Below are 25,876 nucleotides of genomic sequence, written 5' to 3'. Positions count from 1 at the left end.
GACCATCGCCACCATGATCCGAATCGCCATCGTCGACGACCACGCGATTGTCCGCGCCGGGCTGCGGCAATTCCTCTCCGAACAGGTCGACCTGCGCGTCACCGGCGAAGCCGGCTCGGGCCGCGAGGCGTTGGACCTCGTGCGCGCCGGCGAGCTCGACGTGATGCTGATGGACCTCTCGCTGCCCGACCAGAGCGGCGTCGAGACCCTCGCCGCCATCAAGGCCCGCAAGCCGGAACTGCCGGTGCTGATCCTCAGCGGCTTCCCGGAGACGCACTACGCGACCACGCTGCTGCGCCAGGGCGCCAGCGGCTACCTCAACAAGGAATGCGACCCCGAGGAGATCGCCACGGCGATCCGGACGGTCTTCCGCGGCCGCAAGTACATCACGCCGGCCGTGGCGGAGCTGCTGGCCGACGGCCTCGGCGCGCCGGCCGACCAGGCCGCCCACGACACGCTGTCCGAGCGCGAGCTGCAGGTCTTCCTGCGCCTGGCGCGCGGAGAGACCGTGGGCCACATCGCCGACGGCATGTCGCTGAGCGTGAAGACGGTGTCGACCTACCGCTCGCGCGTGCTGGAGAAGCTCTCGCTCAGCACCAACAGCGAGCTGACGTATTACGCCCTCAAGAACGGGCTGATCGAGTAGCCGCATCGCCGGCGTCCCGGTTGGCCGCGTCGACCAGGCCGCCGCAGTAGGCCAGCAGGTCTTCCAGCTCGGCCGATTTGTCGAAGACCTTGTCGGCGCCCAGCGCGAAGCAGCGCTGGCGCATGTCCGGCGTGGCGTAGTTGCTGAGCACGACGCGGCGTGCTCCGGGCATGCGCTCGCCGGCGGCGCGCAGCACGTTCAGTCCGGTCCCCTGCGCGAGGAAGATGTCGATGATCAGCAGGTCGCAGCCGGGATGGTCTTCCGACAGCCAGTTCAGCGCGCCGTTCTCGTCGACCGCATGGCCGAGGACGCGCAGGTCCACCATCTCCTCGAGCGTCGCCACCAGGTTCTCCCGGATGACGGCGTTGTCCTCGACGAGGAAGCAGGTGAGGGCGGCGCTGGCGGGCTGGACATCCATGGCGGGCTCGTGAACTGCTCGAAACCACAAGCGGGTAAGCGCGAACGGACGGGTTGCACTGGCAGACCGTCCGTTCGCGCGGTGCGCCCGGAGCGGGTGGTCAAGCCGCCGTCGGACACACGTTCAGGGGAATCGCGTCAGCGCATCAGTTGCGGATCGCGATCTCGTTCTTGACGCGCTTCACGCCCTTGACTTCACGCGCCAGGCGTTCCGCGTCGGACTTCTCTGTGGCGTTCTTGGCGAAGCCGGTCAGCATCACCTCGCCTTGCAGCGTCTCCACGTGGATGGAGCTGGCGTCGACCGACTTGGCCTCGACGAACTTGGACTTCACCGCGGTGGTGACGGCCGCGTCGTCGACATATTCGCCGACGGAGGATTGACCGCGCGTCACGGCGCAGCCGGGCAGCAGGGTCAGGGCGCCCACAGCGGTGGCCAGGGCGAGAACGGTGGCTCGAATCATCATGTTGATCTCCTTCGATTGATGAAAAGGCTCGGACTCACGCGGCGTGGCGGTCTGACGACACGACAGCAGGGGCCGGCTCGGCGAACGTCGCGGGGGCGTGGTCCAGCAGATAAGGAAGCGCCGCTTCCAGACCCAGCACCGGTTCGTGGTCGCTGACCGCGGTCCATTGGACCTGGCAGGCGAATTCATGAACGTGCAAGGCGAGGGAATGGTGGTCGGCGATGCCCATCTGTCAGCTCCTTGTGCACCCCGTGGTGCGCTGGGATTGACTCTACGTATCCCGAACAGTCCGCCCTGTCGTCCGCGTCCGCGATGTCTTGTAGGACAAGCGGAAACGGCGTTGCCGACGGGCCGAATGCGGCGTTGTCCTACAGGGCGTCGCGCGGGGGCCTCACAGGCGTCGCGAGCCTCTCTCCCTAGGATGTGGGCATCGAACAAAGACCTGAGACGAGAACAAGATGAACACCTTCTCCGCCGCCGTTGGAAGCGCTCCCCGGGCTCCGGCCCCGATCCATCCCGACTTCCGCCCCTCCCATTGCGTGAACGCCGAGCTGCTGCTCTCCACGCCGCTGACGGTGGTGGTGCGCGCGCAGCTGTCCTACATCGACGCGAACGGTCAGGCCGATGATCAGGAGATCGCGCTGGTCATCCCGCGCAGCCGCTGCGAAGGCGACCGTCCTTACTGGCCCGCCCTGCTGTCCGCGGCGACCGAGCACTGGCAACGTTGCCCGGGCTGCGCCCGTCGGCTGTCGGCCCGCGTCGACGGCGACTGGCAGACCTTGCTGACCGCGCAGACGACGCATTGAGCGCGTGTCGAGCACCTGTCGAGCACGCTGAGCACGCACTGAGCCCTCGCCTCAACCTCCTCTAAGTCAGGGCGCGGATAATCTGTCGCTGGCCGATCACGGCCTGACGACGATGATCCGACGCCCTTTTTCCTTTTCTCCCCGCATCGCTGCGCCCGTTCGCGATGGCCGCCTTGGCCGCGACCTTGATGACGGGCTGCGGCACCTTCGGGACAAGCGCCGAGCGCAAGAACTCCGTCTACCAGAACGAGCGTTTCGCGTCGGACGAGACCTTCTCGCGCCTGTTCGATTCGAGCGTGCAGGACACCTGCGAAGCGGCGCGGCGCGCGCTGCTGAGCCAGGGCTACGTGATCAACGCGGCGCTGCCGGATTCGATCTCGGGCACCAAGCGCTTCCAGCCCGAGGGCGAGGTGCACGTGGAGCTCAGCTTCACCGTGGTGTGCGTGCCGGAAGGCGGTAGCGGGAAGCTGGCGACGGCCTACGTCTCGGCCCTGCAGGACCGCTACAACGTCAAGCGCAGCGCGAATTCCACCAGCCTGGGCGTGAGCGCGATCGGCTCGATCTCGGTGCCGCTGTCGTCGTCGACGGAGTCGCTCGTGAAGGTTGCCTCCGAAACCATCCCCGCCGGACAGTTCTACGACCGGTTCTTCGCGTTGATGCAGCGCTTGATCACGCAGCAGGGGAACGAAGACGCGAGCGATCTGGACAAGACGGGCGGGTGAGGCCTCTCAAAAACGAAAGAGGGCGCCTCGATGAGCGCCCTTTGACGAACCACAGGTGACAGCCCACCTCCGGGTGGCCCGTCTCCCCCAGATTACTGTGGCGTCGATGCCTGCGGTTTGCCCGCCGTCCGGGTCTTCTCGATGACCAGGCCGCGGCGCTCCAGCAGCGGCTGGATCTGCGGCTCGTGGCCGACGACGCCGCGGAACAGCGTCAGCGCGTCCTGGCTGCCGCCCTGCGACAGCAGCTTCGCGCGGAACGCGTCGCCCAGCTCGCGCTTCAGGCCGCCGTTGGCCTTGAACCACTGCACCGTGTTGGCGTCGAGCACCTCCGACCAGATATAGGCGTAGTAACCCGCCGCGTACCCGCCCATGATGTGGCTGAAGTAGGGCGTGCGGTAACGCGGCGGCACCGCGTCGTAGTCGTAGCCTTCCTCGCGCAGCGCCTTGGCCTCGAAAGCCATCACGCCGTCGGCGTCGGGCACCTGGTCCAGCGGCAGCTGGTGCCAGCGCTGGTCCAGGCTCGCCGCGCTCAGGTACTCCGTCGTCGCGAAGCCCTGGTTGAACTGCTTGGCCGCCAGCACCTTGTCCAGCAACGCGCGCGGCATCGGCTCGCCCGTCTTGTAGTGCTTCGCGTAGTTGGCGAGCACGCTCGGCCAGTCCGCCCACATCTCGTTGACCTGCGACGGGTACTCGACGAAATCGCGCGGCACCTTGGTGCCCGCCATGCTCGGGTACTTCACGTTCGAGAACATGCCGTGCAGCGCATGCCCGAACTCGTGGAACATCGTCGTCACCTCGTCCCACGTCAGCAGCGTCGGCTTGCCGTCCGCCGGCTTCGGGATGTTGAGGTGATTCGCCACCACCGGCTTCTGGTTCATCAGCCCGCTCTGGTCGACATACGCGTTCATCCACGCGCCACCGCGCTTGGACGGCCGCGCGTACATGTCGGCGATGAAGATCGACAGCTGCGACCCGTCCGCATTGAACACGTCGTAGACCAGCACGTCCGGGTGGTAGACCGGCAGGTCGTGGCGCTGCTTGAACTTCAGGCCGTACAGCTGCCCCGCCGCGTAGAACACACCGTTCTCCAGCACGTGCTTCATCTCGAAGTAGGGCTTGAGCTGCGCCTCGTCGAAGCCGTACTTCTCGGCCCGCAGCTTCTCACTGTAGAAGCTCCAGTCCCACGCCGCCAACTGGAAGGACGGCTGCTTCTTCGCCTTCTGCTCGCGGTCGATGATCGCCTGCAGATCCGCGCCCTCGCGGCGCGCGGCGCCGACCGCCGCCGGCGCCAGCTGGCGCAGCATGCCGTTCACGGCCTGCTGGTTCCGGGCGGTCTCGTCCTTCAGCACGAAGTCCGCATGCGTCGCGAAGCCGAGCAGCTTCGCGCGCTCGGCACGCAGCGAAACGACGCGCGACACCAGCGCGGTGTTGTCGTAGGCGTTGCCGCGCGAGCCGCGCACCACCGAGGCCTCGTAGATCCGCTGGCGCAGCGCGCGGTTCTCCAGCTGCGCCAGCACCGGCTGGCCGGTCGTGTTCAGCAGCGCGATCAGGTACTTGCCGTCCAGGCCGCGTTCCTTCGCGGCGGATGCGGCGGCGGAGATCTGCTCATCGCTCAGGCCCTTCAGCTCGTCGAGGCTGTCGACGATCACGGCCGAGTCGTTCACCTCCGCCAGCACGTTCTGGTTGAAGCGCGCGCCCAGCTGGGCCATCTCGGCGTTGATGGCCTTCATGCGGGCCTTGCCGTCCTCGTCCAGCTTCGCGCCGGCGCGCAGGAACTGGTTGTACTGGCGCTCGATCAGCCGCTGCTCCTGGGCGCCCAGGCCGAGCGACGCGCGGCGCTGGTACAGCGACTCGATGCGCGCGAACAGCGTCGGGTTCAGCTGGATCGCGTCGCGGTGCGCGGCCAGCTTCGTCGCGTAGTCGGCCTGCAGCTTCAGACGCGCGGGATTGGCGTCGGCGCCGGTCAGGCTCATCAGCAGCGTGGTGGCTCTCCCCAGCGTGCGACCGCCGCGCTCCAGCGCAACGATGGTGTTGTCGAAGGTCGGCGCCGCGGGGTTGTCGGCGATCGCGGCGACCTCGGCCAGTTGCTCGGCCATGCCCTGGTCGATCGCGGGACCGATGTCGGCGTCGCGGATCCTGTCGAAGGGCGGGTATTGCAGCGGCAGCGTGCTCGGCGCGAGCAGCGGGTTCGCGACGCTGGCCGCGCTGGCCGCGGTCGTGTCCGTGGCCGGCTTGCCGGCGGAGGCGTTGGTGGACACGGCGGCCGCGGCGGGCGCGGCCGTCTGGGCCATCACGGGAGCGGCGAGGGCCACGGTGGCGGCCAGGACGAAGGGAATCCTCATGGGAGACGGCCCGTCTTGTGGGCGGGCATTCGTGTTGTGCGAGTCCGTCACCTTAGCCGAAGCGCCTCTCGAAGCCGAACGCCATGGGCGCCGTCCGCCCCGTGGAGAACCCGCCCCGGGACAACCCTGAGAGTCTCGCGTTCCGGGTCCGTCGGCCGCCCGCGACGGGTCCGCCCGATTAGCATCACCGCTCATGTCCGAACGCACTTTCCACTGGGCCGTCATCGGCCCCGGCTCGATCGCGCAGCGCTTCGCCGAAGCCGTCGCGCAACTCGACGGCTGCCGTCTCCACGCGGTCTGCGGCCGCGACGCGCATCGCGCGCGGCAGTTCGCCGAGCGCTGGTCGACGGTGGGCGAGCCCGCCGTGCTCGCCCACACCGATCCCGCCGCGGTGATGAACGACCCGGTCGTCGATGGCGTCTACGTCGCGACACCGCACGGTCAGCACTACGAGTACGTCCTGGCCGCGCTCCAGGCCGGCAAGGCCGTGCTGTGCGAGAAGTCGCTGGTGCCGAACCGGGAGATGGGCCGGCGCCTGGTCGAGGCCTCGCGCACGCACCGCGTCTTCCTGATGGAGGCGGTGTGGACGCGCTTCCTGCCGCTGTACCAGGACCTGGCGGCCTGGCTGCGCGAAGGCCGGCTCGGCGCGCTGCGCGGCATGCAGTCGAGCTTCTGCTTCCCCGCGCCCTACGACCCGACAGCCGCATCTTCAGCCCCGCGCTGGCGGGCGGCGCGCTGCTCGACATCGGCATCTACAACCTGACCGCCACGCGATGGGTGCTGCAGCACGCGCTCGGCGAAGTCCCGCCCCTGGTGGATCTGGCCGTGAAGGCCCGGCTGGCGCCGACCGGCGTCGACGCCGGACTGGCGGTGACGCTCGACTTCGGCGACGGACTGACGTCGCAGTTCCAGTGCGCCATCGACACCTTCGCGCCGAACACGATGCACATCCTCGGCGGGGCGGGCGCGATCGTGCTGCCGGAGACCTTCTGGGAGGCGACGCGTGCCCAGTGGCTGCCGGCGCGCGGCACGCCCGAGACGATCGAGCGCCGCTTCGAGATCAACGGCTTCGAGTACGAGATCCGCGAAGCGATGCGCTGCGCGCGTGCCGGCGAGATCGAGAGTCCGGTGGTGCCGCATGCGGAGACACTCGCGGTGCTGGGCTGGATGGATCGCATCCGGGCGCTCGCCGGCGTGAGGTCTCCGTTCGACGACGCGTTCCCGACAAGCGCTTGAAGAGAGCCACGATGGAGACACGACCCGCGTCCTTTGACGACTCGATCCCGGTCCCGCTGCCGGACACGCCGACGCTCAGGATCGAGCGCGCCGCGCCGGACGACCTGCCGCGCATCGAGAACCTCATGCAGTTCTACAACTACGACCTCAGCGAGTGGACACCGGTGGCGTTCGCGCACGAGGGCCGTTATCAACTGCGACCCAAGGCCCCGTACTGGGCGCAGGCCGACGTGCATCCGTTCCTGATCTGGGTGGGCGATGAACTCGCGGGCTTCGCCGTCGTCGACGGCGAATGCGAGCAGCCGGACTCGGACCACAACATGGGTTACTTCTTCCTCGCGCGCGGCTATCGCGGCCACGGCCTGGCGGCGCGTGCCGCGGGCGAGGTGCTGGCCCGCTTCCCTGGCCGCTGGGAGGTCTACCACCTGATGGCCAACACGCCGGCCGCGCAGTTCTGGCCGGGCGTCATCCGCGGCCAGGCCGTCGGCGAGATCACCCGCGAGGTCCGCACGCTCCATGAGGACGAGTGCTGCCTCTACCGCTTCACCGTGGTGCTGCCGCCCGGCGCCTGAGCGCGCCGAGCGCACCGGCCGGCGCCACCGCGTCATTGCCTCAAACGCCGAAAGGACCCGCCATGCAGCTCATCGGCATGCTCGACTCTCCCTACGTCCGCCGCGCCGCGATCGCGATGCAGCTGCTCGGCCTGCACTTCGAGCACCAGTCGCTCTCGGTGTTCCGCACCTTCGACGAGTTCAGCCGCATCAACCCCGTCGTCAAGGCGCCGACCCTCGTCTGCGACGACGGCACGGTGCTGATGGACTCCACGCTGATCCTGCAGTACGCGCAGGCCTTGTCGCCCGGCCGCGCCCTGCTGCCGCCCAGCGATCCGGCGCTCAAGCGCGCGCTGCGGTTGACGGGCCTCGCCCTCGCGGCCACCGACAAGAGCGTGCAGGCGGTCTACGAGCAGCAGCTGCGTCCCAACGACAAGCAGCACGCGCCTTGGCTGGAGCGCGTCGGCGGCCAGCTGCGCGCGGCCTTGATCGAGCTGGATGCCGAGATGGCGAAGGCGCCGCTGTCCGCCGCCCGCGATGGCATCGGCCTGGCGGGCGTGACGATCGGCGTGATGTGGGAGTTCGTCCGGCAGATGACGCCGGAGCTGCTGCCGCCGGCGGACCGGCTGCAGACGCTGATCGCGTATGCGAGCGCGGTGGAGCAGTTGCCGGAGTTCCGGGCCGCGCCTCACGGCGACGGCATCGTCCAGCCCTGCGGGGGCTGAACGCCCGACGACTTCAGCGCGGCGCCGCGGCCAGCGGCACGCCGGTGCGAGGCAGGCGCTTGATCAGGTGATTCAGCACCAGCGCGATCACGAGCAGCACCGTCAGCCCGAAGGCCCAGGCCACCCAGACCACCGGGACCAGCCAGCCGATCGCCGTGCCCGCCATCGGCGCGCCGGTGCCGGCCATTGCCATCAACCACTGCACGGCGCCTTGCACGGCCTCGAGCAGGCCGGTGTCGAGGAAGGGCTCGACCCAGGCCGGGAACTTGAACTCGACCGCGCCCTTGCCGAGCTCGGCCGCGCGGCCGGTGGAGAGGGCCTCCACCGTCCAGCGCACCAGTCCCGCCGTGGCCCAGGCCAATCCGCTCCAGAGCAGCGCGAACAGCCCGGTCACGGACCACAGGAAGGTCTTCATCGCGTGTCCTGCCCGGTCCGCATCAGTCGTCGCTGGAGCCGGCGAAGCCGAAGATGCTCAGCAGGCTGGTGAACAGGTTGAACAGCGACACGAACAGGCTGACGGTGGCCATCACGTAGTTCCGCTCGCCGCCGTTCACGATCATGCTGGTGTGGAACAGGATCATGCCCGCCGACAGCAGCGCCACCACGCCCGACACCACCACCGACAGCAGCGGCAGCTGGAAGAACAGGTTGGCCAGCGACGCCAGGATCGCGATGATCATGCCGGCGAACAGGAAGCCGCCCATGAAGCTGAAGTCCTTCTTGGTCGCCAGCACGTAGGCCGACAGCACCAGGAAGGTCGCGCCGGTGGTGCCCATCGCCATGGCGATGATGCTGGCGCCGCCCGCCATCTTCAGGATCGCGCCCAGCAAGGGGCCCAGCGTGTAGCCCATGAAGCCGGTCAGCGCGAACACCAGCGGCACCGACGCCGCGCTGTTCTGCGTCTTGTGGATCGCGAACAGCAGGCCGAAATAGCCGATCAGCGTCAGGATCATGCCCGGCGCGGGCAGCCGGTACGCGACCGCGGCGGCCGCCACCGCGGCGCTGAACAGCAGCGTCATCGACAGCAGCGCGTAGGTGTTGCGCAGCACGCGCGCCACGTCGGCGCGTTGGGTGAAGACCGAATCGCCGCCGTTGGCGGTGGCGGGCGTCCAGCTCGAGGGGGACGCCGGTTGTCGTTGGAAGTCGCTCATGAGAAGTTCTCCTGGAGCCGTGGAAGCCGTGTAGACCGTTGAACGGGAAGCGCGCTCGCGCGCGCATGAGGACCCGACCTTAACGCCATCATCACATCGAATAAACCTGCTTATTGCTCATTTTGCTGAAGCAATTTCCGTTTCGAGTTCATTCAGGGGGATCGGGGTGCCGCGCCGCTCCAGCAGCTTGGCCACCAGGGGGTGGTTCTGACCGCGGCGCGAGTAGATCGCATGGACGTCCTCGACCACTTCGGTCTGGCCCAGCAGGTGCAGGCCGGCCATCAGCGAGAGGTCGTCGGCGCCCAGTCGGCTGACCGGGAACACGCCCAGGCCGCGGGCGGCGAAGACGCTCATCAGCGCGCTGTCCTCGAACTCGCCGACGATCTGCGGACGGATGTGGTGCTGCTCGAACCAGCGCTCCAGGCCCGATCGCAGGGACGCGTGACGGGTCGGCAGCAGGACCGGCAGCGTCTCCAGCACGTACGGGAAGCCCTTGTTCGGCGCACGACGGGCGCGCTCGATCAACTCCGACGGGCCGTACCAGTCGACGGTCGTGCTCGCCAGCAGCTGGCTGGTGATGCGCAGCGTCGGATTGACCGGGGCGGGCTGGTCGGTGAGGACCAGATCCAGGTGGTGCAGCGCGAGTTCGCCGATCAGTTGGTCGACCTCGCCTTCATGGCAGACGAGGCGTAGTTGCGGGGTGTCCAGCACCGGCGCGAGCAGGGCGTGCGCGGCCAGCTTCGACAACCCGTCCGACAGGCCCACCGACAGCCGTTGCACGCGCTGCGTGGCCGCTTCGTGGACCTCGTTGGGCACCATCTGGCCGATCTGGAAGATCTCCTCCGCTCTCGCGAAGGCGGCCTGGCCGGCTTCGGTCAGCACCAGGCCGCGACCTTCGGGCTTGAGCAGCTGGTGGCCCAGCGAGCGCTCCAGCTCCCGCACCTGCGCGCTGATCGTCTGCACCGCCATGCCCCAGGCGGTCGGCCGCCCGGGCGAAGCCGCCCTCCTTGGCGACGACCCAGAAGTAGTGGAGGTGACGGTAGTTGAGGGTGGACATGGCAGGGCCTCCGAGAAAGACGAAGCTGGATGATAACGAACTTCGCTTAAACGGAAGTTAAGACGAGCCAAGCGAAGGTTTTTCCGACAGCGCGTCGGTCCGGTCAGGTGGAGTCCATGCCCCTGGCGGTTGAGTTCAGCGCGCGGTTGACGCGCATATCTTCACGCATTCTTCACGCCCCACTTCGTTTCTTGTGCGGACTGCGGTTCGGAAAAGCAGAACGCGCCGGCGGCCTCCCGGCCCCGGCGCGTTCCCTGGGTCACGGACGCTGTCGTCCGCGTGGTCGTCAGATCGGCATCGTCCGATCGCCTCGTCAGATGGCGGCGAGACCCGCCTTCAAGTCATCGCGCAGGTCCTCGATGTCCTCGATGCCGGCGGAGATCCGCACCAGCGAGTCGGTGATGCCGAGACGCTCGCGCGTCTCGACCGGGATCGACGCGTGCGTCATCAGCGCGGGCAGCGAGATCAGGCTCTCGACGCCGCCCAGGCTTTCCGCCAGCGAGAAGATCTGCACCCGCTCCAGGAAGCGGCGCGCGCCGGCCAGGTCGGTGTCCAGCTGCACGCTGATCATCCCGCCGCCGCCGCGCATCTGGCGCTTGGCCAGCGCGAGCTGCGGGTGGCTTTCGAGGCCCGGGTAGTAGACGCGGCGGACCTTGGGTTGCGCCTCCAGCCAGCCGGCGAGTTCCAGCGCGCTCTCGTTGTGCCGCGCCATGCGCAGCGCCAGCGTCTTCAGCCCGCGCAGCGCGAGGAAGCTGTCGAACGGCCCGGCGATCGAGCCGACGGCGTTGTGCAGGAACTCGAGCTGCTCGCGCAGCGCCGCCTGGCGTTGCTCGCCGCCGACCACCACCACACCCGAGATCACGTCGCTGTGGCCGTTCAGGTACTTGGTGGCCGAGTGCATCACCGCATCGAAGCCCAGTTCCAGCGGGCGCTGCGACCAGGGGCTGGCGAAGGTGTTGTCGGCGATGGCCAGCGCGCCGTGCTCGCGCGCGATCTTCGCGACGGCCGCCAGGTCGGTCAGCGTCAGCAGCGGGTTGCTGGGCGTCTCGATCCAGATCATCTTCGTCTCGGGACGCAGCGCGGCGCGGACGTTCTCCGGCTTGCTGCTGTCGACGTAGGTGACCTGCAGGCCGGCGCTGCGCTTGCGCACGCGCTCGAACAGGCGGTAGCTGCCGCCGTAGAGGTCGTCGCCGGCGACGATGTGCGAGCCGGCGTCCAGCGTGTCCAGCACCGTGGCCATCGCGGCCAGGCCCGACGAGAAGGCGTAACCCTGCACGCCGCCTTCCAGGCTGGCGATCGCGCGCTCGTAGGCCTGGCGGGTCGGGTTGTGCGTGCGACCGTACTCGTAGCCCTGATGCACGCCGGGGCTCTGCTGGCGGTAGGTCGAGGTCGCGTAGATCGGCGGCATCACCGCGCCGGTCGTCGGATCGGGATGCTGGCCGCCGTGGATCGCGCGGGTGTCGAAGCGCAGATCCGCGCCGTGGGAGTTCTTGTTGTCGTTGTCGGAGTCGTGGCTCATGACAAGCCCTTTCGCAGGTGGTTCAACAGGTCGAAACGGGTGACGAGGCCGTGGAAGCCGCGATCGTCGGCGATCACGGCCACCAGGCCCTTGCGCAGCTGCGCGATCAGGTCGGACAGCGGCGCGCCGGGAGGCAGGGTCTGCACATCATGACTCATCGCGCTGTCCACGCTGTCCTTGAAGTGGCGCGCGTCCATGTGCATCTGGGCGAGCAGGTCGGACTCGTCGAGCAGGCCGACGAGCTTGCCGTCCTTGAGCACCGGCAGCTGCGAGACCTCGGCCTGGCGCATGCGCGAGAAGGCGGTGGCCAGCGTGTCCTCGGGGCTCACGCTGATGACGGCGCCGTCCTCGGGCAGGCGGGCGATCAGGTCGCGCAGGTCGCCCTTGGTCGCGCGCTTGAGCAGGCCCTGGTCGAACATCCACGGGTCGTTGTAGACCTTGGACAGGTAGCGGGTGCCGGTGTCGCAGACCAGCGTGACGACGCGCTTGGGCGTCGTCTGCGCGCGGCAGTACTTCAGCGCCGCGGCCAGCAGCGTGCCGGTCGAGGAACCGGCCAGGATGCCTTCGGCGCGGTACAGGTCGCGCGCGGTGGCGAAGCTCTCCTCGTCGGTGATCGAGTAGGCGTGGCGCACGCCGCTCAGGTCCGCGATGGGCGGGATGAAGTCCTCGCCGATGCCTTCGACGGCCCACGATCCGGCCTCGCCGAAGCTGCCGGTCTCGATGAAGTCCTTGAGGATGGAACCCGCCGGATCGGCGAGCACCATGTCGAGCCCCGGGCGCACCTTCGCAAAGAAGCGCGACAGCCCGGTGATCGTGCCGCCGGAGCCCACGCCGCAGACCATCGCGTCGATGCGATGGCCGACCTGCTGCCAGATCTCCGGACCGGTCGTGGTCTCGTGGGCGAGCGGGTTGTTGGGGTTGTTGAACTGGTCGGCGTACCAGGCGCCGGGGATGTCCTGGACCAGGCGCGCGGCGCGGTCCTGGTAGTAGTCGGGGTGGCCCTTGCCCACGTCGGAACGCGTGATGTGGACTTCGGCGCCGAGCGCCTTCAGCTGCAGCACCTTCTCGGCGGACATCTTGTCCGGCACGACCAGCACGACGCGATAGCCCTTCGCGCGCGCGACCAGCGCGAGCCCGAGGCCGGTGTTGCCGGCGGTCGCCTCGACGACGGTGCCGCCGGGCGGCAGCAGGCCGTCGCGCTCGGCGGCCTCGATCATCGACAGGCCGATGCGGTCCTTGATCGAGCCGCCGGGGTTCTGCGATTCGAGCTTCAGGAACAACTGGCAGGGGCCGGTGTCGAGCCGATGCACGGGGACCAGCGGCGTGTTGCCGATCAGGTCCAGCACCGCAGGCCGCTCCGGCGGTTGCTGCACGGGGGGTGGAAGAAGTCTCCTTGGCACTCATGGGCGCTCCTTGTGATCCTGGTGGGATGGTCGGGCGGCGCGTCCGGCGGGGGGTCGTGCCGGGCGCGGGCAAACCGCGTAGGTTATCCGCTGGAAGCGATGGCCTCCAAGCGCGGTTGTCGCAGCAGCTTATCCGCGGATGGCATGAGCGGCCAACGCCCTCATGGCAGCACCGCCGCGCCCAGCGCCGGGAACACCTTGCCGACCTTGCCCAACAGGTACTCGCCGTAGGTGCCGGCGAAGACGTGCAGGTTGCTCGCGTCCCAGCGCGACGCGCTGTCGTCTTCGGCCGGCGGCAGGCCGGGAATGGGCTGGACGCGGCTGGTGAAGGACGGATCGAGGAACAGCGGCACCGACAGCCGGTCGTGCGCGCCGCGGTTGAGCTTCACGCGATGCGGCGTGCTGCGATAGAGCCCGGCGGTCATGCGGTCGAGCATGTCGCCGATGTTGCAGACGAAGGTGCCGGGCAGCGGCGGCGCATCGATCCAGCCGCGGCGGCCATGGACCTCGAGGCCACCGCTGTCGTCCTGGTACAGCAGCGTGAGCAGGCCGTAGTCGGTGTGCTCGCCGACGCCCCAGGGCGCGTCGACGTCGGTCCCGGCCGGCACCGCGGGGTAGTTGAAGAGCCGCAGCAGCACCAGCGGGTCCGCGGTGGCATGCGTCAGGAAATAGGCGGGCGGCAGATCGAGGCTGAGCGCGATGCCACCCAGCACGCGCTGGCCGACGGCGGTCACGGCGGCGAGGTACTCGAGCACCGTGTCCCTCAATCCCGGCACGTCGGGCCAGAGGTTGGCGCCGTGCAAGGGCGTGCCGGCCAGCACGCGCGGGTCGTCGGGCGGCAGTTCGGCGCCGAGGTACAGCCCCTCCTTCCAATCCGGCCGGCCCGAGGTCAGCTCGCCGCCGGTGCTGAAGTAGCCGCGCCAGGCCCTGCCGCCGTCGCTCATCGGCCAGCGCTGCTTCTGTTCTCCGGGCAACGCGAAGAACATGCGCGCCAGCCGGTCGAGCCGCGCAATCAGCGCGGGATCGACGCCGTGATGGCTCACGTAGAAGAAGCCGTGCGCGCGGCAGGCCTCGCCGATCTGCACGGCCGCGAGATGGCCGCCGGGCGAGGCGGGATCGCTGGACGCCGGATCGTGCAGCCCGGAGATGTCGATGACGGGCACGCGGTCGTGGAGGAGGGTCATGGGTCGAGCATGCCGCAAGCGCGAACCCGCGTCGATGAAGGGGACGGGACGGGGGACGTGCGAAAGCCGCGTTTGCATATGCCCATCCGTTCGTTCCGCGTGAAGGTCGAGCTTCCTAAGCTGATGTCCATCGTGAACCACCGCTCCACTGCTCCCAAAAAAGGACACCGACGCCATGACCCTGAACGTGACCCGCCGCGCCCTGCTCGTGATCGCCACCTCGGCCGCCATGCTGGGTATCGCCCATGCGGACCAGCTGGACGACATCAAGAAGAAGGGCGAGCTCGTGGTCGGCGTGCTCGGCACCGACGAGCCCAACAGCTTCATCGATCCGAAGACGCGCGAGATCGTCGGCTACGAGGTCGATCTCGCGAAGGCGGTGGCGCAGAAGCTCGGCGTGAAGCTGCGGCTGAAGCAGCTGGCGGTGGCGGCGCGCATTCCCGAGCTGCAGCAGGGCCACGTGGACGTGCTGGCCGCGAGCCTGACGCACAACAAGGAACGCGAGGCGGTGATCGACTTCTCGCTGACCACCTTCGTCACCGGACAGAAGGTGCTGGTCAAGAAGGACAGCGGCATCAAGGCGCTGAACCAGCTGGCCGGCAAGAAGGTGGTGACCATCAAGGGCGGCACGCAGGAACCCAACGTCCGCAAGGCCGTGCCGTCGGTCGACGTCGTCACCTTCGACACCGGTCCGCAGGCCTTCCAGGCGCTGCAGCAGGGCAAGGGCGTGGCCTTCGTCAACGACGAGGTGTCGCTGCTGGACCAGTACGCCAAGCTCGGCCCGGCGGCGTCCCAGTACGAGATCCTGTCGGCCAACCTCAGCGTCGAACCGCTGGCGCTGGGCCTGCGCAAGGGCGAGACCAAGTTGAAGGCACAGGTGGACGGCGCGCTGCGTGAGCTCGAGGCCAACGGCACCGCCGAGCAGCTGTTCAACAAGTGGTACGGACCGGCGACGCGTCTGAAGTTCCAGACGCGCAGCTTCAAGATCGATAGCGACCAAGTGGAGGGCTGAGCACGACCCAGATGAACTGATCTACCTTGTCATCCGATGCGAGCACGCCCCGGCTTCGGCCGGGGCGTTGTTTATTGCGAGCCGCGTTGATTCCATGCCTCATCTCGATTTCTCGGTGCTGCTGCAAGGGCAGTTCCTCGACTGGCTGCTGGCCGGCGTGCGGCTGTCTCTGACGCTGACGCTGCTCGCGCTGGTGATCGCACTGCCGCTGGGCACGCTGATCGCGCTGGCGCGGCTGGCGCCGTTCCCGCCGCTGCGCGCGCTGGCCTGGGCCTACGTCGAAGCGGTGCGCAACGTGCCGCTGCTGGCGCACATGCTGTTCTGGTACTTCGCGGTGCCGGAGCTGCTGCCCGACGGCGTGAAGGCCTGGCTCTACGCCGGCAACATCGAAGCGGCGGCGGCGTTGGCCGCGCTGGTGGTCTACACCGCAGCCTTCATGGCCGAGGACGTGCGCTCGGGCCTGCGGTCGGTGCCGCCCGGACAGTGGGAGGCTGCACGCGCGATGGGTCTGCGCTTCGCCGGCTCGGTGCGATGGGTCGTGCTGCCGCAGGCGCTGCGGGCGACGGTGCCGCCGCTGATCTCGCAGACGCTGAATCTCTGGAAGAACACCAGCATCGCGACGGTCGTCGGCGCCGCCGAGCTGATGTACCAGGCACAGCGCGTGGAGTCCGCGACCTTCCGCGGCTTCGAGACCTTCGCGATGGCGACGGCGACCTACCTCGGCGTGTCGATGCTGATCACCGGCGCCGGCGTTCTGTACCAGCGGCGCTATCCGGTCCGGCCCGCAGGCCATTGAACCGATCGTGATGAAGAGGAGCGCATCGCGATGAGCATCGCCGAGATGATCGACACCTACTGGCTGTACGTGCTGGTGGGGCAGTATCCGAACGGGCCTCTTGGCGGGCTGGCGTTGACCGTGCTGCTGGCCGCGCTCGGCCTCCTGTTGGCGCTGCCGCTGGGCGTGCTGCTCGGCATCGCGCGCGTGAGCCGCCGCACCTGGCTGCGGTGGCCGGTGACCGCGCTGGTCTATGTGGTGCGCGGGACGCCGCTGCTGATGGTGGTGTTCTGGGCCTACTTCTTCCTGCCGGCGGTGACCGGCCACAAGACGGACCAGTTCAACACGATGCTGGCGGCGCTGGTGATCTTCGACGCCGCCTACCTGGCCGAGATCGTGCGTGCGGGACTGCAGTCGCTGCCGCCCGGCCAGCGCCTGGCCGCGGAGGCGCTGGGCCTGTCGCGGGGTCAGTCCTTGCGTCTGGTGCTGCTGCCGCAGGCGCTGCGGCACATGCTGCCCTCGCTGGTCAACCAGTTCGCGTCGACGATCAAGGAGACCTCGCTGGGCACGATCATCGGGCTGTCGGAACTGTCCTTCATCGCCGGCCAGGTCAACGCGCAGGTGCTGGTGCAGCCGGTCGCGGTCTACGGCACGCTGGCCGGGTGCTACTTCGTGATGTGCTTCGGGCTGTCGCGACTCGCCCATGCGGTGGAGCGGAGAAGCAGTCGCCAGCGCGCCACTCTCGTCGTCACGCCATCCACCGCCGACCGCTTCTACGCCTTTATGCGATGCGGACTACGGAACTCAGTGAGCGCGATGGCAAGGAACACAAGAACCAGCCAGTGACGTCGGAGGGCAATGAGATCAACCTGATGACTTCGCGATCCGATGTGTGTCGAGACACTGAAGCGATTTCCGTGGCGGCACATCGGAGCGAGGTCATGCAAAGGACGATCATGGTTGACGAGGCCCTCTATCAACGCGCACTCGAACTCTCCGACTCTCCGATGAGTCCGGACGAGCTCGTGACCTTGGCGATGAAGACCTATATCGCACTCCAGGCGGGCTACCGTCTGGGTGAACTGGGAGGTTGTGCACCTGACATGGAAGACATCCCGCGCCGTCGTTGGGACCCCCAGGAGGACTCCTGATGACCACTCGAATCGTCGTGGACTCCTCCGTCTGGATCGCGCATTTCCGCGAACGCAATCCGACGCTGCTGAAGCTCATCAGCGAGAACCGCGTCCTCACGCATGAACTGCTCATCGGTGAACTGCGTTGCGGCACCCCGCCGAATCCGCGCGCGTCTTCCCTACGCTTCTTCTCCGATCTCTTTCACATGGAACCCGTCGACCTCGACGAAGTTCTGGCGTTTGTCGAGGATGAGGAGATTTATGGAAAAGGCTGCGGACTGATCGACATTGCCGTCCTGGTCGCCACCATGAGGACTCCCAAAGCCAAGCTTTGGTCTCGTGACAAGAAGATGGAACGACTTGCGACGCTGTTGGGAATCCCGTTGATGAACGGGCGACCCCACAAGCAGAACTGAACGGCGGGACGAACTCACCGCTGCATGCCCCACCGCGTGACTGTCGCCTTCTCGATGGTGCTGAAGACCAGCCGCTCGACCAGCCATCCGATCAGGATGACCAGGGCCAGCCCTGCGAACACCCGATCGGTCTGCAGTTCATTGCGGTTCTGGAAGATGTACCAGCCCAGGCCGCCCTGGCCCGAGGAGGCGCCGAAGAACAGCTCGGCGGCGATCAGCGTCCGCCACGCGAAGGCCCAGCCCACGCGCAGGCCCGAGAGGATCGACGGCAGCGCCGCCGGCAGCAGGATCTGCGCGACGTAGCGCGGTCCCGTGAGTCCGTAGTTGCGGCCCGCCATGCGCAGCGTTTCCGGCACGGACGAGAAGCCCGCCGATGCGGCCAGGGCCAGTGGCCACAGCACCGCGTGCACGAGCACGAAGATCAGGCTGCCCGATCCCAGGCCGAACCACAGCAGCGCCAGCGGCAGCAAGGCGATCGCCGGCAGCGGGTTGAACATCGCCGTCAGGCTTGAGAGCAAGTCCCGACCCCAGCGCGACGAGGTCGCCAGCGCCGTCAGTCCGAGCGCCAGCACCACACCCAGCGCGTATCCCTGCAGCAGCAGCTTCAGCGAGATCCCCGCCCGCACCAGCAGTTCGCCGCCGTACAGGCCGTCCCACAGTGCCCGCGCCGCAGCGAAGAACGAGGGGAAGAGCAGGTCGTTGTCGGCCGCGCGTGCGGCAACTTCCCAGAGCCCGGCGAGCAATGCCAGCAACGCCGCCTGACGCCAGGCGCTGGAATCCAGCGCGCGGCGCCACAGCGGAATCGACGCCACCTGCACGGGCACGTAATCGGCGAGCGCTTCTTCGCGCTCGGCGCGCAGCGGCGGATCGAGCGGCCGCTGCGTCGGCAGCGCGGTGACGGTCATCAAGGAATCCTCAGTTCAGCGCCACGGCCGCAGCGGCGGCTGCCGTGGCGGCGCCGGTGGCAGTGGCGGCAACGGGAGTCGCCGACTCCGCGATCGGCTCATCGCCAAAGAGCAGATGCTCGATGCGCTGCGCCTGCGCAACGCGTTGCGACGGTGTCAGGCCTTGCGCATTCAGCTCCGCGCGCACCCGGCCCGGGTGCGGCGACAGCACCAGCACCCGGTGCCCCACGATCAGCGCTTCCTCGATCGAGTGCGTCACGAAGAGCAGCGTGAAACGCTCCTGCTCCCACAGCGCGAGCAGCTCGTCCTGCATCCGGCGACGCGTCAACGCGTCGAGCGCCGCGAACGGCTCGTCCATCAGCAGCACGCGCGGCTTCATCGCCAATGCGCGCGCGATTGCGACACGTTGCTTCATGCCACCCGACAGCTGATGCGGATAGGCCGACGCGAAGTCGGCCAGCCCCACGCGGGACAGCCAGTCGCGCGCACGCTCCAACGCCTGCTTGCGCGATGCAGTGCCCGACGCGATCAGCGGGAACGCGACGTTCTCCAGCACCGTCTTCCACGGCGGCAGCTGGTCGAATTCCTGGAACACCGCAATGCGGTCCGGCCCTGGGCCGTTCACGGGTTTGCCGTCGACGAGGATGCGCCCCTCCGCGGGCGTGACGAACCCGCCGACCGCCTTCAGCAGCGAGGACTTCCCGCAACCCGACGCGCCGAGCAGCACGAAGCGCTCCGAGGGCAGCACGTCGAAACCGACACGATGCGTCGCGCGCACCACGCCGCGATCGCTGCGGTAGTCGAGGCTGACGCCGTCGACCCGCAGGCGTGCCTGCCGGTCCTGCGGGCGGGCGCCCGCCAGGTCGCCGCACGCCTCGCAGGCGGGCACCGCGTCGAGCTGCTCCAGCACCGCGCTCATGCTCAGCTTCCGGCCGCGTTGTGCGGGTCGTCGAAGAAGTAGTCCTTCGCCGACGCCGGCTTGTTCTTGATCGCGCCGATGCGATGCATGAACGACGCCAGCGCGAAGGTGTTCTGCGGCGTGATCTTGAACTGCACCTCCGGGTTCTTGATCACCTTCAGCAGCAGTTCCTTGGGCACCTTGGAGTTCTCGTTCCTGATGTAGATGTCCGCCGAGCGCTCCGGGTTCTTCGAGATGAAGTCCGCCGCCTCGGCCAGCGCGCCGATGAAGGCCTTGTAGGTCTTCGGGTTGTCGCGCCGGAACTTCTCCGTCGTGTACAGCACCGTCGCCGACGCCGGCCCGCCGAGCACCTCGTAGCTGTTCAGCACGATGTGGACGTTCGGGTTGCCCGCCAGGCCCTGTTCCTGGAACGGCGGATTGCCGAAGTGCGCGTTGATCTCGGTGCCGCCCTTGATCAGCGCCGCCGTCGCCTCCGGGTGCGGCAGCGCGACCTGCAGCCGGTCCAGCTTGTTGAACTGCGCGTCGCCCCAGCGCTTGGCCGAGGCCAGCTGCAGGATCCGGGACTGCACCGACACGCCCACCGCCGGCAGCGCGATGCGGTCCTTGTCGCCGAAGTCGTCGATGGTCTTGACGGCGGGGTTGCTGCTGGTCAGGTAGTACGGGAAGTTGCCCAGCGAGGCGATGCCGCGCACGTTCTGCTTGCCCTGCGTCTTGTCCCACAGCGTCAGCAGCGGGCCGACGCCCGCGCCGGCGATGTCGATGCTGCCGGACAGCAGCGCCTCGTTGATCGCCGGGCCGCCGGAGAGCTGCACGCGCTCGACCTGGATGTCGACGCCCGCGGCCTTGCCGTGCTTCTCGATCAGCTGCTGATCCTGCGCGACGTTCAGCAGCAGGTACACGATGCCGAACTGCTCGGCGATGCGGATCTTGCCTTCCGCATGCGCGGAGGTCGCCGACAACGCCACGGTCGCGGCGAGCGCGCCCGAGAGCAGCAGGGGAGGAAAGTTTCTGGAGCTTCATGCCGGAACGTCGCCTTCGATGGTGGTGCGGTAGAGGTGTCGACGCAGGTGATCGGGGCAGCCCGTGGCGAGATGCAGCAGCGAGCGGTTGTCCCAGAACACCAGGTCGTGGGGCAGCCACTGGTGGCGGTACACGATGCTCTTGCGGCTGCTGTGCTCGAAGAGCTGCGCAAGCAGGTCGCGGCTTTCGTCCTCGGGCACGTCGAGGATGCGCGTCGTGAAGTGCTCGCTGACGAAGAGCGCGCGGCGTCCGGTCTCCGGATGCGTGCGCACGATCGGCTGCGGGACCGGCTTCACCTCGGCGATCTGCTCGGGCGTCAGCTTCGGGCGCCACGGGTTGCGGGCGCGGAGCTCCTCGTATTTCGCGAGGTAGCTGTGCTCGGCGCGCTTGCCGGCGATCGCGGTCTTCAGCGCCAGCGGCAAGCCGTCGTAGGCGTGATGCTGATTGGCGAAGAGCGTGTCCCCGCCTTCCGACGGCAGCTCCTGCGCGTGCAGCAGCGAGCCCAGGCTGGGGCGCTCCTTGTACGAGAGGTCCGAGTGCCAGTACTGCCCGGCGTCGCCCAGGCCGACCGGCTGGCCCTGCGCGTCGCGCACGTTGGAGACCTGCAGGATTTCCGGGTGACCCGCCAGCTGGAAGTTGCGCAGCACGTGGATCTGGAGCGGTCCCCAGCGGCGGCTGAACGCGATGTGCTGCGCCGGCGTGATGCGCTGGTCGCGGAACACCAGCACGTGGTGATCCAGATGCGCGCGATGCAGCCGGGCGAAGTCGGCGTCGTTCAGCGCTCGCGTCAGGTCCAGCCCCACCACCTCGGCGCCGAGCGGCTCATCGAAGGCGTTGATCTCGAAGTGCTGCGACGGCGCATCGGCGAAGGCCGCCGACGCGGGCGTCACCGGGACGGTCGCGTGGGCCGCAGCCGCGGTGGAAAGGGGCGGGGCGAGGGCTGTCATGGTCGCCGACTCTAGGCATCGGACTTCCTGGCCGGAACGAAGCTGACGGCATGTCCAAGCGCAGAAATCGAATAAGCGACGTCCTGAATGCCACGCGTTCCGAGGATCGCCCCGTTGGGCGAGGACGGCGCCATCCCGGGATGCCAGGCGTCACGCCTCGGAATGCCCCGTTTGCAAACCATTTACAACTGCATGCGTATAGTGACGGACTTCCCCGAAGCCAGTAGGGATAACAACCAGAGGAGCACGAGCCCCATGAAACAAGTCATCTGCGTCAAATGGGGAACCGCCTACGGCCCTGAGTACGTCAACCGTCTGTACGGCATGCTGCGTCGGCACATCACCGGCGACTTCCGTCTGGTCTGCCTGACCGACAACGCCGAAGGCCTTCGTCCCGAGGTCGACGCCTACGACCTGCCCGAGCTGGGCTGCGAATGGCCCAAGAAGTCGCTGGGCAAGTGGCGCAAGCTCGTGATGTGGAGCGCCGACATGGGCGAGAAGACCGGCCTGTCGGGTCCGGTGCTGTTCGTCGACCTGGATTCGGTGATCGTCGACAACATCGACGGCTACTTCAGCCACGGCCATCCGGACGACGTCATCCTGGCTCGCAACTGGGCCAAGCCGATGCAGCGCCTGGGTCAGACCTCGGTGTTCCGCTTCCCGGTCGGCAAGTACCCGCACATCATCGAGAACTTCCGCGCCAACCCGCAGGCGGTCGCGGACAAGCATGGCTTCGAGCAGCATTGGGTCACCGCGTCCGTGCCCGGCGGCATCAAGTTCTGGCCGCACCTGTGGACGCGGCACTTCCGCCTGCATTGCCTGCCGCCGTTCCCGCTGCGCTACTTCAAGCCGGCGCGCCTGCCCTCGGGCGCGCGCATCGTGACCTTCCCCGGCGGCCCGAACCCGGCGGACGTGCTGCTGGGCCGCTGGAACACCCAGGACCCGCCGCACGAGAAGCCGTGGGACCACTTCCGCGCGGCCTTCGCCGGCGGCGTCAAGCACCGCTGGCGCCATCTGCGCAGCTTCGTGCTGCCGCCCCCGTGGGTGGCGCAGCATTGGGTGGAGTAAGGCCCTTCGCGGGCTAGTGCGGCGTGCCGGGCGGCGAGCCCGGCCGCGCCAGGTCCTGGATCACCTCCAGCGCCGTCTTCACCTTGAACGGCTTGAGCATGATCCGCCGCACGTCGAGCTCCTTGTAGAGCTGGGCGGTGGGCAGGTCGCAGGCCTCCGCGGTCAGCGCGACCGGCGTGTCGGCGGCGCACCGCAACGCCCCGGCCCGCACGCTCTGCAGCAGCGCCAGGGCGTCCAGCCCCTGGCCGATGTCCAGCAACAGGCCGTCCATCGATTGGCTCTCCAGCAGGCGATGGGCCGCCTCGAGGCTGCTCGACTCGTGGACCTCCGCGATCTGCAGCTGCCGGGCCACCATGGCGACGGTGCGGCGGAACAGCGAGTGGGGATCGACCAGCAGGAGCTGACGCTGGGGACCCGGCATCAGCGGTCCTCCTCGACGGCCTGCCCGAGCAGCTCGGAGACCACCAGGTCGCGCAGGCTCATCAGGATGGCCAGATCGGTGTCGTCCAGCGTGCGTCGCCGCCGGTCGATCAGGCACAGCGTGCCGATGCGCACCCCGGGACGGACCTCCAGCGGCGCGCCCGCGTAGAAACGGATGTTCGGCGGGCCCAGCACCATCGGGTTGTCCGCGAAGCGCGGATCCTGCGTCGCGTCCTCCACCACCATCACCTCGGGGACGTGGATCGCGTGGCCGCAGAAACTGCTCTTGCGGTCGGTCTCGCAGACCGCCAAGCCGAAGCGGGCCTTGAACCATTGGCGATCGTCGTCGATCAGGGTGATCAGCGCGATCGGCACGCCGAACTCCTCGGCGGCGAACGCGACGATGCGGTCGAAGCGCTCCTCTGGCGGCGTGTCCAGGATCAGCAGCTCGCGCAGTGCCTGGAGCCGTTCGGCTTCGTTGTCGGGAATCGGGGCATTCATCATGGACGCGGCACCTCGCTCTTCCGATGTCGTTCTTTCCCTGGGCGACCGGACTGCCGCCACGCCGTCGACACCCCAGACTATCCGAGCTGTCCAGAGGACGCCACCCGGGTCGCCCTTGAGAGGGAACGACGGGGGATGACCGTGGGAACACCTCGCCGCCGGGGCGCCGGCCCTTGCCCGACCGGGCATATGACGGGCCCGCAGCAGCTTGCGCCCATTGCGCATTGGCGATGCGGCGCATCGCGGCCCAGACTCCGTTCCACGGGGCGCGCCCATGTCGCCCCCGCCGGCGGCGGCAGTACGGCCGCCGGGAAGGCATGGTGAGAGCCCAGGTCGCGACCGGGGGCCGCCCTCGGGGTCTTGGGGGAGGCGCTTCCGGCGGTGTCCGATCGCGGTCCTGGCGCTTTTCTTCTGCCTCCGCCTTCTGCCTTTCTTGCATATGCGTTATGCGAGATAAGCAAATGCCCAAACAATCGTTCCTGGAATAAGGACTGTTTGGCAAGCTTCGCAGCCCGACCCTCAACGTCGCCGGCCCACGCCCGCTTGCCCAGTCCGCCATGACCCAGAACAACGCCCGCCAGAACACCCGTTCCCTGTTCTCCGCCTCCCGCCGCCAGGCGCTGATGCTGGCCGCGGTGGTGCCGTTGCTGGGCGTGCCGATGCTGGCAGCTGCGGCCGATCAGCCGACGACGCTGCTGAACGTCTCCTACGACGTGGCGCGTGAGCTCTACAAGCAGGTCAATCCGGCGTTCGTCGCGTCGTACAAGGCCAAGACCGGCCAGACGATCACGGTCAACCAGTCGCACGGCGGCTCGTCCAAGCAGATCGGCTCGGTGATCGGCGGCCTGGAGGCCGACGTCGTCACGATGAACCAGGCGACCGACGTCGACACGCTGGCCGAGAAGGGCCTCACCGGCGCCGACTGGCGCAGCAAGCTCCCGAACGCCGCCGCGCCGTACAGCTCCACGATGCTGTTCCTGGTCCGCAAGGGCAACCCGAAAGGCATCAAGGACTGGGCGGACCTGGCGCGTCCCGGCGTGTCCGTGATCATCCCTAACCCCAAGGTCACCGGCAACGGCCGTTACGGCTACCTGGCCGCGTGGGGCAGCGTGATCGCCAAGGGCGGCACGGACGCCCAGGCCAAGGACTTCGTCTCCAAGGTGCTGGCCAACGTGCCGGTGCTGGACGGCGGCGGCCGCGGCGCGACGACCACGTTCACGCAACGCGGCATCGGCGACGTGCTGCTGACCTTCGAGTCGGAAGCCGAGCTCATCGAGAACGAATTCGGCAAGGGCAACTTCGAGGTCGTCGCGCCCAGCATCTCGATCGAAGCCGACGCGCCGGTCGCGGTGGTCGACAAGGTCGCCGCCAAGCGCGGTTCCGCCGCGCTGGCCAAGGCCTACCTGGACTTCCTGTGGACGCCGGAAGGCCAGGAAATCATCGCGCAGAACAACTTCCGTCCGCGCGATGCGGCGATCTTCAAGAAGCATGAGAAGCGCTACGCGCCGATCAAGCTCTTCACCGTCGACCAGACGCTGGGCGGCTGGGCCAAGGTCGGCAAGACGCACTTCGCCGACGGCGGCACCTACGACCAGATCATGGCCTCGCGCCGCTGATCGTCCGACCCCGATCTCCGCTTCCTTGACCCGACGATGAACACCGCCGTGCTCCCCGCGACGCAGGCCGCGCCCGCGCCCGCCCGCAAGCGTCGCCGCGTGCTGCCCGGCTTCGCGCCGACGCTGGGCTTCACGCTCTTCTATCTCTCGCTGCTGGTGCTGATCCCGCTGTGCGCGGTGTTCCTGAAGTCCGCCGGCCACGGCGCCGAGGCCTTCTGGGCCGCGGCCACGTCGCCGCGCGTGCTGGCCTCGTACCGGCTGAGCTTCGGCGCGGCGCTGCTGGGCGCGTTCATCAACGTGATCTTCGGCTTCATCCTGGCCTGGTCGCTGGTGCGCTACGACTTCTGGGGCAAGAAGCTGGTGGACGCGCTGATCGACCTGCCCTTCGCGCTGCCCACCGCCGTCGCCGGCATCGCGCTGACGGCGCTGTACGCGCCCAACGGCTGGATGGGCAAGTGGCTGGAGCCGCTGGGCATCAAGGTCGCCTTCACGCCGCTGGGCGTGCTGATCGCGCTGATCTTCATCGGTCTGCCCTTCGTCGTGCGGACGGTGCAGCCGGTGCTGGAGGACCTGGACACGGAGCTCGAGGAAGCCGCCGCCTCGCTGGGCGCGCACCGCTGGCAGGCCTTCCGCCTGGTGGTGCTGCCGATGCTGACGCCGGCGCTGCTGACCGGCTTCGCGCTGGCCTTCGCGCGCGCGGTGGGCGAGTACGGCTCGGTGATCTTCATCGCCGGCAACATGCCGATGGTCAGCGAGATCACCCCGCTGATGATCATCACGAAGCTCGAGCAGTACGACTACGTCGGCGCCACCGCGATCGCGGTCGTGATGCTGGTGTTCTCGTTCCTGCTGCTGCTGGGCATCAACGGACTGCAGGCCTGGAGCCTGCGCCGCAACGGTGTGGACGGGAAGCGCTGA

At 68.3% G+C, this 25,876-nt stretch carries 30 protein-coding genes and 1 pseudogene; 15 read left to right on the top strand and 16 right to left on the bottom strand.

The genetic code is table 11. The features are described 5' to 3' along the window. The first annotated feature begins 13 nt into the window (after positions 1 to 13). Complete coding sequence (locus tag ACFJIX_RS07815) at positions 14 to 646, top strand: response regulator (RefSeq protein ID WP_377158957.1); 633 nt, start codon at positions 14 to 16, stop codon at positions 644 to 646. On the opposite strand, the gene ACFJIX_RS07810 is transcribed toward ACFJIX_RS07815, so the two are convergent. From ACFJIX_RS07810 to ACFJIX_RS07800, 3 genes are all read right to left on the bottom strand, one after another. After that, on the bottom strand, positions 624 to 1,064 hold the full coding sequence (locus ACFJIX_RS07810; RefSeq protein WP_377158955.1) for a response regulator transcription factor: 441 nt from the start codon (positions 1,062 to 1,064) through the stop codon (positions 624 to 626). The genes ACFJIX_RS07815 and ACFJIX_RS07810 overlap by 23 nt on opposite strands. Positions 1,065 to 1,209: 145 nt before the next feature. Next, the gene (locus tag ACFJIX_RS07805) at positions 1,210 to 1,524 is read right to left on the bottom strand and encodes a BON domain-containing protein (protein WP_297524751.1); all 315 of its coding nucleotides are present in this window, start codon (positions 1,522 to 1,524) and stop codon (positions 1,210 to 1,212) included. Positions 1,525 to 1,561: 37 nt separating this feature from the next. Next, complete coding sequence (locus tag ACFJIX_RS07800; protein ID WP_377158952.1) at positions 1,562 to 1,756, bottom strand: hypothetical protein; 195 nt, start codon at positions 1,754 to 1,756, stop codon at positions 1,562 to 1,564. A 229-nt stretch (positions 1,757 to 1,985) separates the two neighbouring features. Here ACFJIX_RS07800 and ACFJIX_RS07795 point away from each other — a divergent pair, with 229 nt between their 5' ends. Together ACFJIX_RS07795 and ACFJIX_RS07790 are read left to right on the top strand one after the other, a co-directional pair. Beyond that, positions 1,986 to 2,333: a hypothetical protein gene (locus tag ACFJIX_RS07795; RefSeq protein ID WP_377158949.1), complete on the top strand. Its 348-nt coding sequence runs from the start codon at positions 1,986 to 1,988 to the stop codon at positions 2,331 to 2,333. Between the two features lie 164 nt (positions 2,334 to 2,497). Further along, positions 2,498 to 3,055, top strand: a complete 558-nt coding sequence (locus ACFJIX_RS07790) for a DUF2242 domain-containing protein (protein ID WP_377158946.1) — start codon at positions 2,498 to 2,500, stop codon at positions 3,053 to 3,055. A gap of 92 nt (positions 3,056 to 3,147) precedes the next feature. On the opposite strand, the gene ACFJIX_RS07785 is transcribed toward ACFJIX_RS07790, so the two are convergent. Beyond that, positions 3,148 to 5,397 carry a M3 family metallopeptidase gene (locus tag ACFJIX_RS07785; RefSeq protein ID WP_377158943.1) on the bottom strand — a complete coding sequence of 750 codons (2,250 nt, stop codon included), beginning with the start codon at positions 5,395 to 5,397 and terminating at the stop codon, positions 3,148 to 3,150. 193 nt (positions 5,398 to 5,590) lie between these two features. Here ACFJIX_RS07785 and ACFJIX_RS07780 point away from each other — a divergent pair, with 193 nt between their 5' ends. The 4 genes from ACFJIX_RS07780 (at position 5,591) to ACFJIX_RS07765 (ending at position 7,909) form a co-directional block, all read left to right on the top strand. Continuing rightward, on the top strand, positions 5,591 to 6,160 hold the full coding sequence (locus ACFJIX_RS07780; protein WP_377158940.1) for a Gfo/Idh/MocA family protein: 570 nt from the start codon (positions 5,591 to 5,593) through the stop codon (positions 6,158 to 6,160). Further along, the gene (locus ACFJIX_RS07775; protein ID WP_377161674.1) at positions 6,070 to 6,633 is read left to right on the top strand and encodes a hypothetical protein; all 564 of its coding nucleotides are present in this window, start codon (positions 6,070 to 6,072) and stop codon (positions 6,631 to 6,633) included. Before ACFJIX_RS07780 ends, ACFJIX_RS07775 begins: the two co-directional genes overlap by 91 nt. 11 nt (positions 6,634 to 6,644) lie before the next feature. Next, on the top strand, positions 6,645 to 7,205 hold the full coding sequence (locus tag ACFJIX_RS07770) for a GNAT family N-acetyltransferase (protein WP_377158937.1): 561 nt from the start codon (positions 6,645 to 6,647) through the stop codon (positions 7,203 to 7,205). 62 nt (positions 7,206 to 7,267) lie between these two features. After that, positions 7,268 to 7,909: a glutathione S-transferase family protein gene (locus tag ACFJIX_RS07765; protein ID WP_377158935.1), complete on the top strand. Its 642-nt coding sequence runs from the start codon at positions 7,268 to 7,270 to the stop codon at positions 7,907 to 7,909. A gap of 13 nt (positions 7,910 to 7,922) precedes the next feature. Here ACFJIX_RS07765 and ACFJIX_RS07760 read toward each other — a convergent pair whose 3' ends face one another. The 6 genes and pseudogenes from ACFJIX_RS07760 to ACFJIX_RS07735 form a co-directional block, all read right to left on the bottom strand. Then, positions 7,923 to 8,324 carry a hypothetical protein gene (locus ACFJIX_RS07760; protein WP_377158932.1) on the bottom strand — a complete coding sequence of 134 codons (402 nt, stop codon included), beginning with the start codon at positions 8,322 to 8,324 and terminating at the stop codon, positions 7,923 to 7,925. A 22-nt stretch (positions 8,325 to 8,346) separates the two neighbouring features. After that, complete coding sequence (locus tag ACFJIX_RS07755) at positions 8,347 to 9,060, bottom strand: Bax inhibitor-1/YccA family protein (protein WP_377158930.1); 714 nt, start codon at positions 9,058 to 9,060, stop codon at positions 8,347 to 8,349. A gap of 117 nt (positions 9,061 to 9,177) precedes the next feature. Beyond that, a pseudogene (locus ACFJIX_RS07750) lies at positions 9,178 to 10,117 on the bottom strand (LysR family transcriptional regulator). A gap of 313 nt (positions 10,118 to 10,430) precedes the next feature. Further along, a complete protein-coding gene (locus ACFJIX_RS07745; protein ID WP_377158928.1) occupies positions 10,431 to 11,636 on the bottom strand; it encodes a trans-sulfuration enzyme family protein in 1,206 nt (401 codons plus the stop codon). After that, complete coding sequence (locus tag ACFJIX_RS07740; protein WP_377158925.1) at positions 11,633 to 13,009, bottom strand: pyridoxal-phosphate dependent enzyme; 1,377 nt, start codon at positions 13,007 to 13,009, stop codon at positions 11,633 to 11,635. Before ACFJIX_RS07740 ends, ACFJIX_RS07745 begins: the two co-directional genes overlap by 4 nt. Positions 13,010 to 13,200: 191 nt before the next feature. Then, a complete protein-coding gene (locus ACFJIX_RS07735) occupies positions 13,201 to 14,223 on the bottom strand; it encodes an isopenicillin N synthase family dioxygenase (RefSeq protein WP_377158922.1) in 1,023 nt (340 codons plus the stop codon). 175 nt (positions 14,224 to 14,398) lie between these two features. On the opposite strand from ACFJIX_RS07735, the gene ACFJIX_RS07730 reads away from it, so the two are divergent. From ACFJIX_RS07730 to ACFJIX_RS07710, 5 genes are all read left to right on the top strand, one after another. After that, complete coding sequence (locus tag ACFJIX_RS07730) at positions 14,399 to 15,235, top strand: ABC transporter substrate-binding protein (RefSeq protein ID WP_377158919.1); 837 nt, start codon at positions 14,399 to 14,401, stop codon at positions 15,233 to 15,235. A 94-nt stretch (positions 15,236 to 15,329) separates the two neighbouring features. After that, entirely contained in the window at positions 15,330 to 16,031 is a 702-nt protein-coding gene (locus tag ACFJIX_RS07725) for an amino acid ABC transporter permease (RefSeq protein ID WP_377158916.1), read from the top strand. 30 nt (positions 16,032 to 16,061) lie between these two features. Continuing rightward, positions 16,062 to 16,856 (top strand): amino acid ABC transporter permease, encoded by a 795-nt coding sequence (locus ACFJIX_RS07720; RefSeq protein ID WP_377158914.1) that lies wholly within the window; start codon positions 16,062 to 16,064, stop codon positions 16,854 to 16,856. Positions 16,857 to 16,951: 95 nt separating this feature from the next. After that, positions 16,952 to 17,161, top strand: a complete 210-nt coding sequence (locus ACFJIX_RS07715) for a type II toxin-antitoxin system VapB family antitoxin (protein WP_377158912.1) — start codon at positions 16,952 to 16,954, stop codon at positions 17,159 to 17,161. Then, positions 17,161 to 17,559, top strand: a complete 399-nt coding sequence (locus tag ACFJIX_RS07710; protein ID WP_377158909.1) for a type II toxin-antitoxin system VapC family toxin — start codon at positions 17,161 to 17,163, stop codon at positions 17,557 to 17,559. Before ACFJIX_RS07715 ends, ACFJIX_RS07710 begins: the two co-directional genes overlap by 1 nt. Positions 17,560 to 17,573: 14 nt before the next feature. On the opposite strand, the gene ACFJIX_RS07705 is transcribed toward ACFJIX_RS07710, so the two are convergent. From ACFJIX_RS07705 to ACFJIX_RS07690, 4 genes are read right to left on the bottom strand one after another with little or no spacing between them, the layout of a single operon-like run. After that, a complete protein-coding gene (locus ACFJIX_RS07705) occupies positions 17,574 to 18,464 on the bottom strand; it encodes an ABC transporter permease (RefSeq protein WP_377158906.1) in 891 nt (296 codons plus the stop codon). Between the two features lie 10 nt (positions 18,465 to 18,474). Beyond that, positions 18,475 to 19,383 carry an ABC transporter ATP-binding protein gene (locus ACFJIX_RS07700; protein ID WP_377158903.1) on the bottom strand — a complete coding sequence of 303 codons (909 nt, stop codon included), beginning with the start codon at positions 19,381 to 19,383 and terminating at the stop codon, positions 18,475 to 18,477. A 2-nt stretch (positions 19,384 to 19,385) separates the two neighbouring features. After that, positions 19,386 to 20,342 (bottom strand): ABC transporter substrate-binding protein, encoded by a 957-nt coding sequence (locus ACFJIX_RS07695; RefSeq protein WP_377158900.1) that lies wholly within the window; start codon positions 20,340 to 20,342, stop codon positions 19,386 to 19,388. 57 nt (positions 20,343 to 20,399) lie between these two features. Further along, the gene (locus ACFJIX_RS07690) at positions 20,400 to 21,350 is read right to left on the bottom strand and encodes a TauD/TfdA dioxygenase family protein (protein ID WP_377158897.1); all 951 of its coding nucleotides are present in this window, start codon (positions 21,348 to 21,350) and stop codon (positions 20,400 to 20,402) included. 255 nt (positions 21,351 to 21,605) lie between these two features. Between ACFJIX_RS07690 and ACFJIX_RS07685 the strand changes: the two genes are divergently transcribed. Then, positions 21,606 to 22,418: a glycosyl transferase gene (locus tag ACFJIX_RS07685; protein ID WP_377158894.1), complete on the top strand. Its 813-nt coding sequence runs from the start codon at positions 21,606 to 21,608 to the stop codon at positions 22,416 to 22,418. A gap of 13 nt (positions 22,419 to 22,431) precedes the next feature. Here the strand turns inward: ACFJIX_RS07685 and ACFJIX_RS07680 are convergent, their stop codons facing one another. Both ACFJIX_RS07680 and ACFJIX_RS07675 read right to left on the bottom strand, forming a co-directional pair. Beyond that, positions 22,432 to 22,839: a hypothetical protein gene (locus tag ACFJIX_RS07680; RefSeq protein ID WP_377158892.1), complete on the bottom strand. Its 408-nt coding sequence runs from the start codon at positions 22,837 to 22,839 to the stop codon at positions 22,432 to 22,434. Then, the gene (locus tag ACFJIX_RS07675) at positions 22,839 to 23,342 is read right to left on the bottom strand and encodes a GAF domain-containing protein (protein WP_377158890.1); all 504 of its coding nucleotides are present in this window, start codon (positions 23,340 to 23,342) and stop codon (positions 22,839 to 22,841) included. The genes ACFJIX_RS07680 and ACFJIX_RS07675 overlap by 1 nt, the downstream gene beginning before the upstream one ends. Positions 23,343 to 23,965: 623 nt before the next feature. Between ACFJIX_RS07675 and ACFJIX_RS07670 the strand changes: the two genes are divergently transcribed. Then, positions 23,966 to 24,958 (top strand): sulfate ABC transporter substrate-binding protein, encoded by a 993-nt coding sequence (locus ACFJIX_RS07670; protein WP_377161672.1) that lies wholly within the window; start codon positions 23,966 to 23,968, stop codon positions 24,956 to 24,958. Between the two features lie 36 nt (positions 24,959 to 24,994). Then, entirely contained in the window at positions 24,995 to 25,876 is an 882-nt protein-coding gene (cysT, locus tag ACFJIX_RS07665; protein ID WP_377158887.1) for a sulfate ABC transporter permease subunit CysT, read from the top strand.

The sequence above is a fragment of the Roseateles sp. UC29_93 genome (assembly GCF_042695725.1).
In the GTDB taxonomy this organism is placed as follows: Bacteria; Pseudomonadota; Gammaproteobacteria; order Burkholderiales; family Burkholderiaceae_C; genus Roseateles; species Roseateles noduli_A.
This window is presented reverse-complemented; position numbering and strand designations above follow the sequence as displayed.

Coding starts and splice junctions, on each gene's coding strand:
- ACFJIX_RS07815 (WP_377158957.1), top strand. CDS start 14: ATGATCCGAATCGCCATCGTCGACGACCACGCGATTGTCCGCGCCGGG.
- ACFJIX_RS07810 (WP_377158955.1), bottom strand. CDS start 1,064: ATGGATGTCCAGCCCGCCAGCGCCGCCCTCACCTGCTTCCTCGTCGAG.
- ACFJIX_RS07805 (WP_297524751.1), bottom strand. CDS start 1,524: ATGATTCGAGCCACCGTTCTCGCCCTGGCCACCGCTGTGGGCGCCCTG.
- ACFJIX_RS07800 (WP_377158952.1), bottom strand. CDS start 1,756: ATGGGCATCGCCGACCACCATTCCCTCGCCTTGCACGTTCATGAATTC.
- ACFJIX_RS07795 (WP_377158949.1), top strand. CDS start 1,986: ATGAACACCTTCTCCGCCGCCGTTGGAAGCGCTCCCCGGGCTCCGGCC.
- ACFJIX_RS07790 (WP_377158946.1), top strand. CDS start 2,498: ATGGCCGCCTTGGCCGCGACCTTGATGACGGGCTGCGGCACCTTCGGG.
- ACFJIX_RS07785 (WP_377158943.1), bottom strand. CDS start 5,397: ATGAGGATTCCCTTCGTCCTGGCCGCCACCGTGGCCCTCGCCGCTCCC.
- ACFJIX_RS07780 (WP_377158940.1), top strand. CDS start 5,591: ATGTCCGAACGCACTTTCCACTGGGCCGTCATCGGCCCCGGCTCGATC.
- ACFJIX_RS07770 (WP_377158937.1), top strand. CDS start 6,645: ATGGAGACACGACCCGCGTCCTTTGACGACTCGATCCCGGTCCCGCTG.
- ACFJIX_RS07765 (WP_377158935.1), top strand. CDS start 7,268: ATGCAGCTCATCGGCATGCTCGACTCTCCCTACGTCCGCCGCGCCGCG.
- ACFJIX_RS07760 (WP_377158932.1), bottom strand. CDS start 8,324: ATGAAGACCTTCCTGTGGTCCGTGACCGGGCTGTTCGCGCTGCTCTGG.
- ACFJIX_RS07755 (WP_377158930.1), bottom strand. CDS start 9,060: ATGAGCGACTTCCAACGACAACCGGCGTCCCCCTCGAGCTGGACGCCC.
- ACFJIX_RS07745 (WP_377158928.1), bottom strand. CDS start 11,636: ATGAGCCACGACTCCGACAACGACAACAAGAACTCCCACGGCGCGGAT.
- ACFJIX_RS07735 (WP_377158922.1), bottom strand. CDS start 14,223: ATGACCCTCCTCCACGACCGCGTGCCCGTCATCGACATCTCCGGGCTG.
- ACFJIX_RS07730 (WP_377158919.1), top strand. CDS start 14,399: ATGACCCTGAACGTGACCCGCCGCGCCCTGCTCGTGATCGCCACCTCG.
- ACFJIX_RS07725 (WP_377158916.1), top strand. CDS start 15,330: ATGCCTCATCTCGATTTCTCGGTGCTGCTGCAAGGGCAGTTCCTCGAC.
- ACFJIX_RS07720 (WP_377158914.1), top strand. CDS start 16,062: ATGAGCATCGCCGAGATGATCGACACCTACTGGCTGTACGTGCTGGTG.
- ACFJIX_RS07715 (WP_377158912.1), top strand. CDS start 16,952: ATGCAAAGGACGATCATGGTTGACGAGGCCCTCTATCAACGCGCACTC.
- ACFJIX_RS07710 (WP_377158909.1), top strand. CDS start 17,161: ATGACCACTCGAATCGTCGTGGACTCCTCCGTCTGGATCGCGCATTTC.
- ACFJIX_RS07705 (WP_377158906.1), bottom strand. CDS start 18,464: ATGACCGTCACCGCGCTGCCGACGCAGCGGCCGCTCGATCCGCCGCTG.
- ACFJIX_RS07700 (WP_377158903.1), bottom strand. CDS start 19,383: ATGAGCGCGGTGCTGGAGCAGCTCGACGCGGTGCCCGCCTGCGAGGCG.
- ACFJIX_RS07690 (WP_377158897.1), bottom strand. CDS start 21,350: ATGACAGCCCTCGCCCCGCCCCTTTCCACCGCGGCTGCGGCCCACGCG.
- ACFJIX_RS07685 (WP_377158894.1), top strand. CDS start 21,606: ATGAAACAAGTCATCTGCGTCAAATGGGGAACCGCCTACGGCCCTGAG.
- ACFJIX_RS07680 (WP_377158892.1), bottom strand. CDS start 22,839: ATGCCGGGTCCCCAGCGTCAGCTCCTGCTGGTCGATCCCCACTCGCTG.
- ACFJIX_RS07675 (WP_377158890.1), bottom strand. CDS start 23,342: ATGATGAATGCCCCGATTCCCGACAACGAAGCCGAACGGCTCCAGGCA.
- ACFJIX_RS07670 (WP_377161672.1), top strand. CDS start 23,966: ATGCTGGCCGCGGTGGTGCCGTTGCTGGGCGTGCCGATGCTGGCAGCT.
- cysT (WP_377158887.1), top strand. CDS start 24,995: ATGAACACCGCCGTGCTCCCCGCGACGCAGGCCGCGCCCGCGCCCGCC.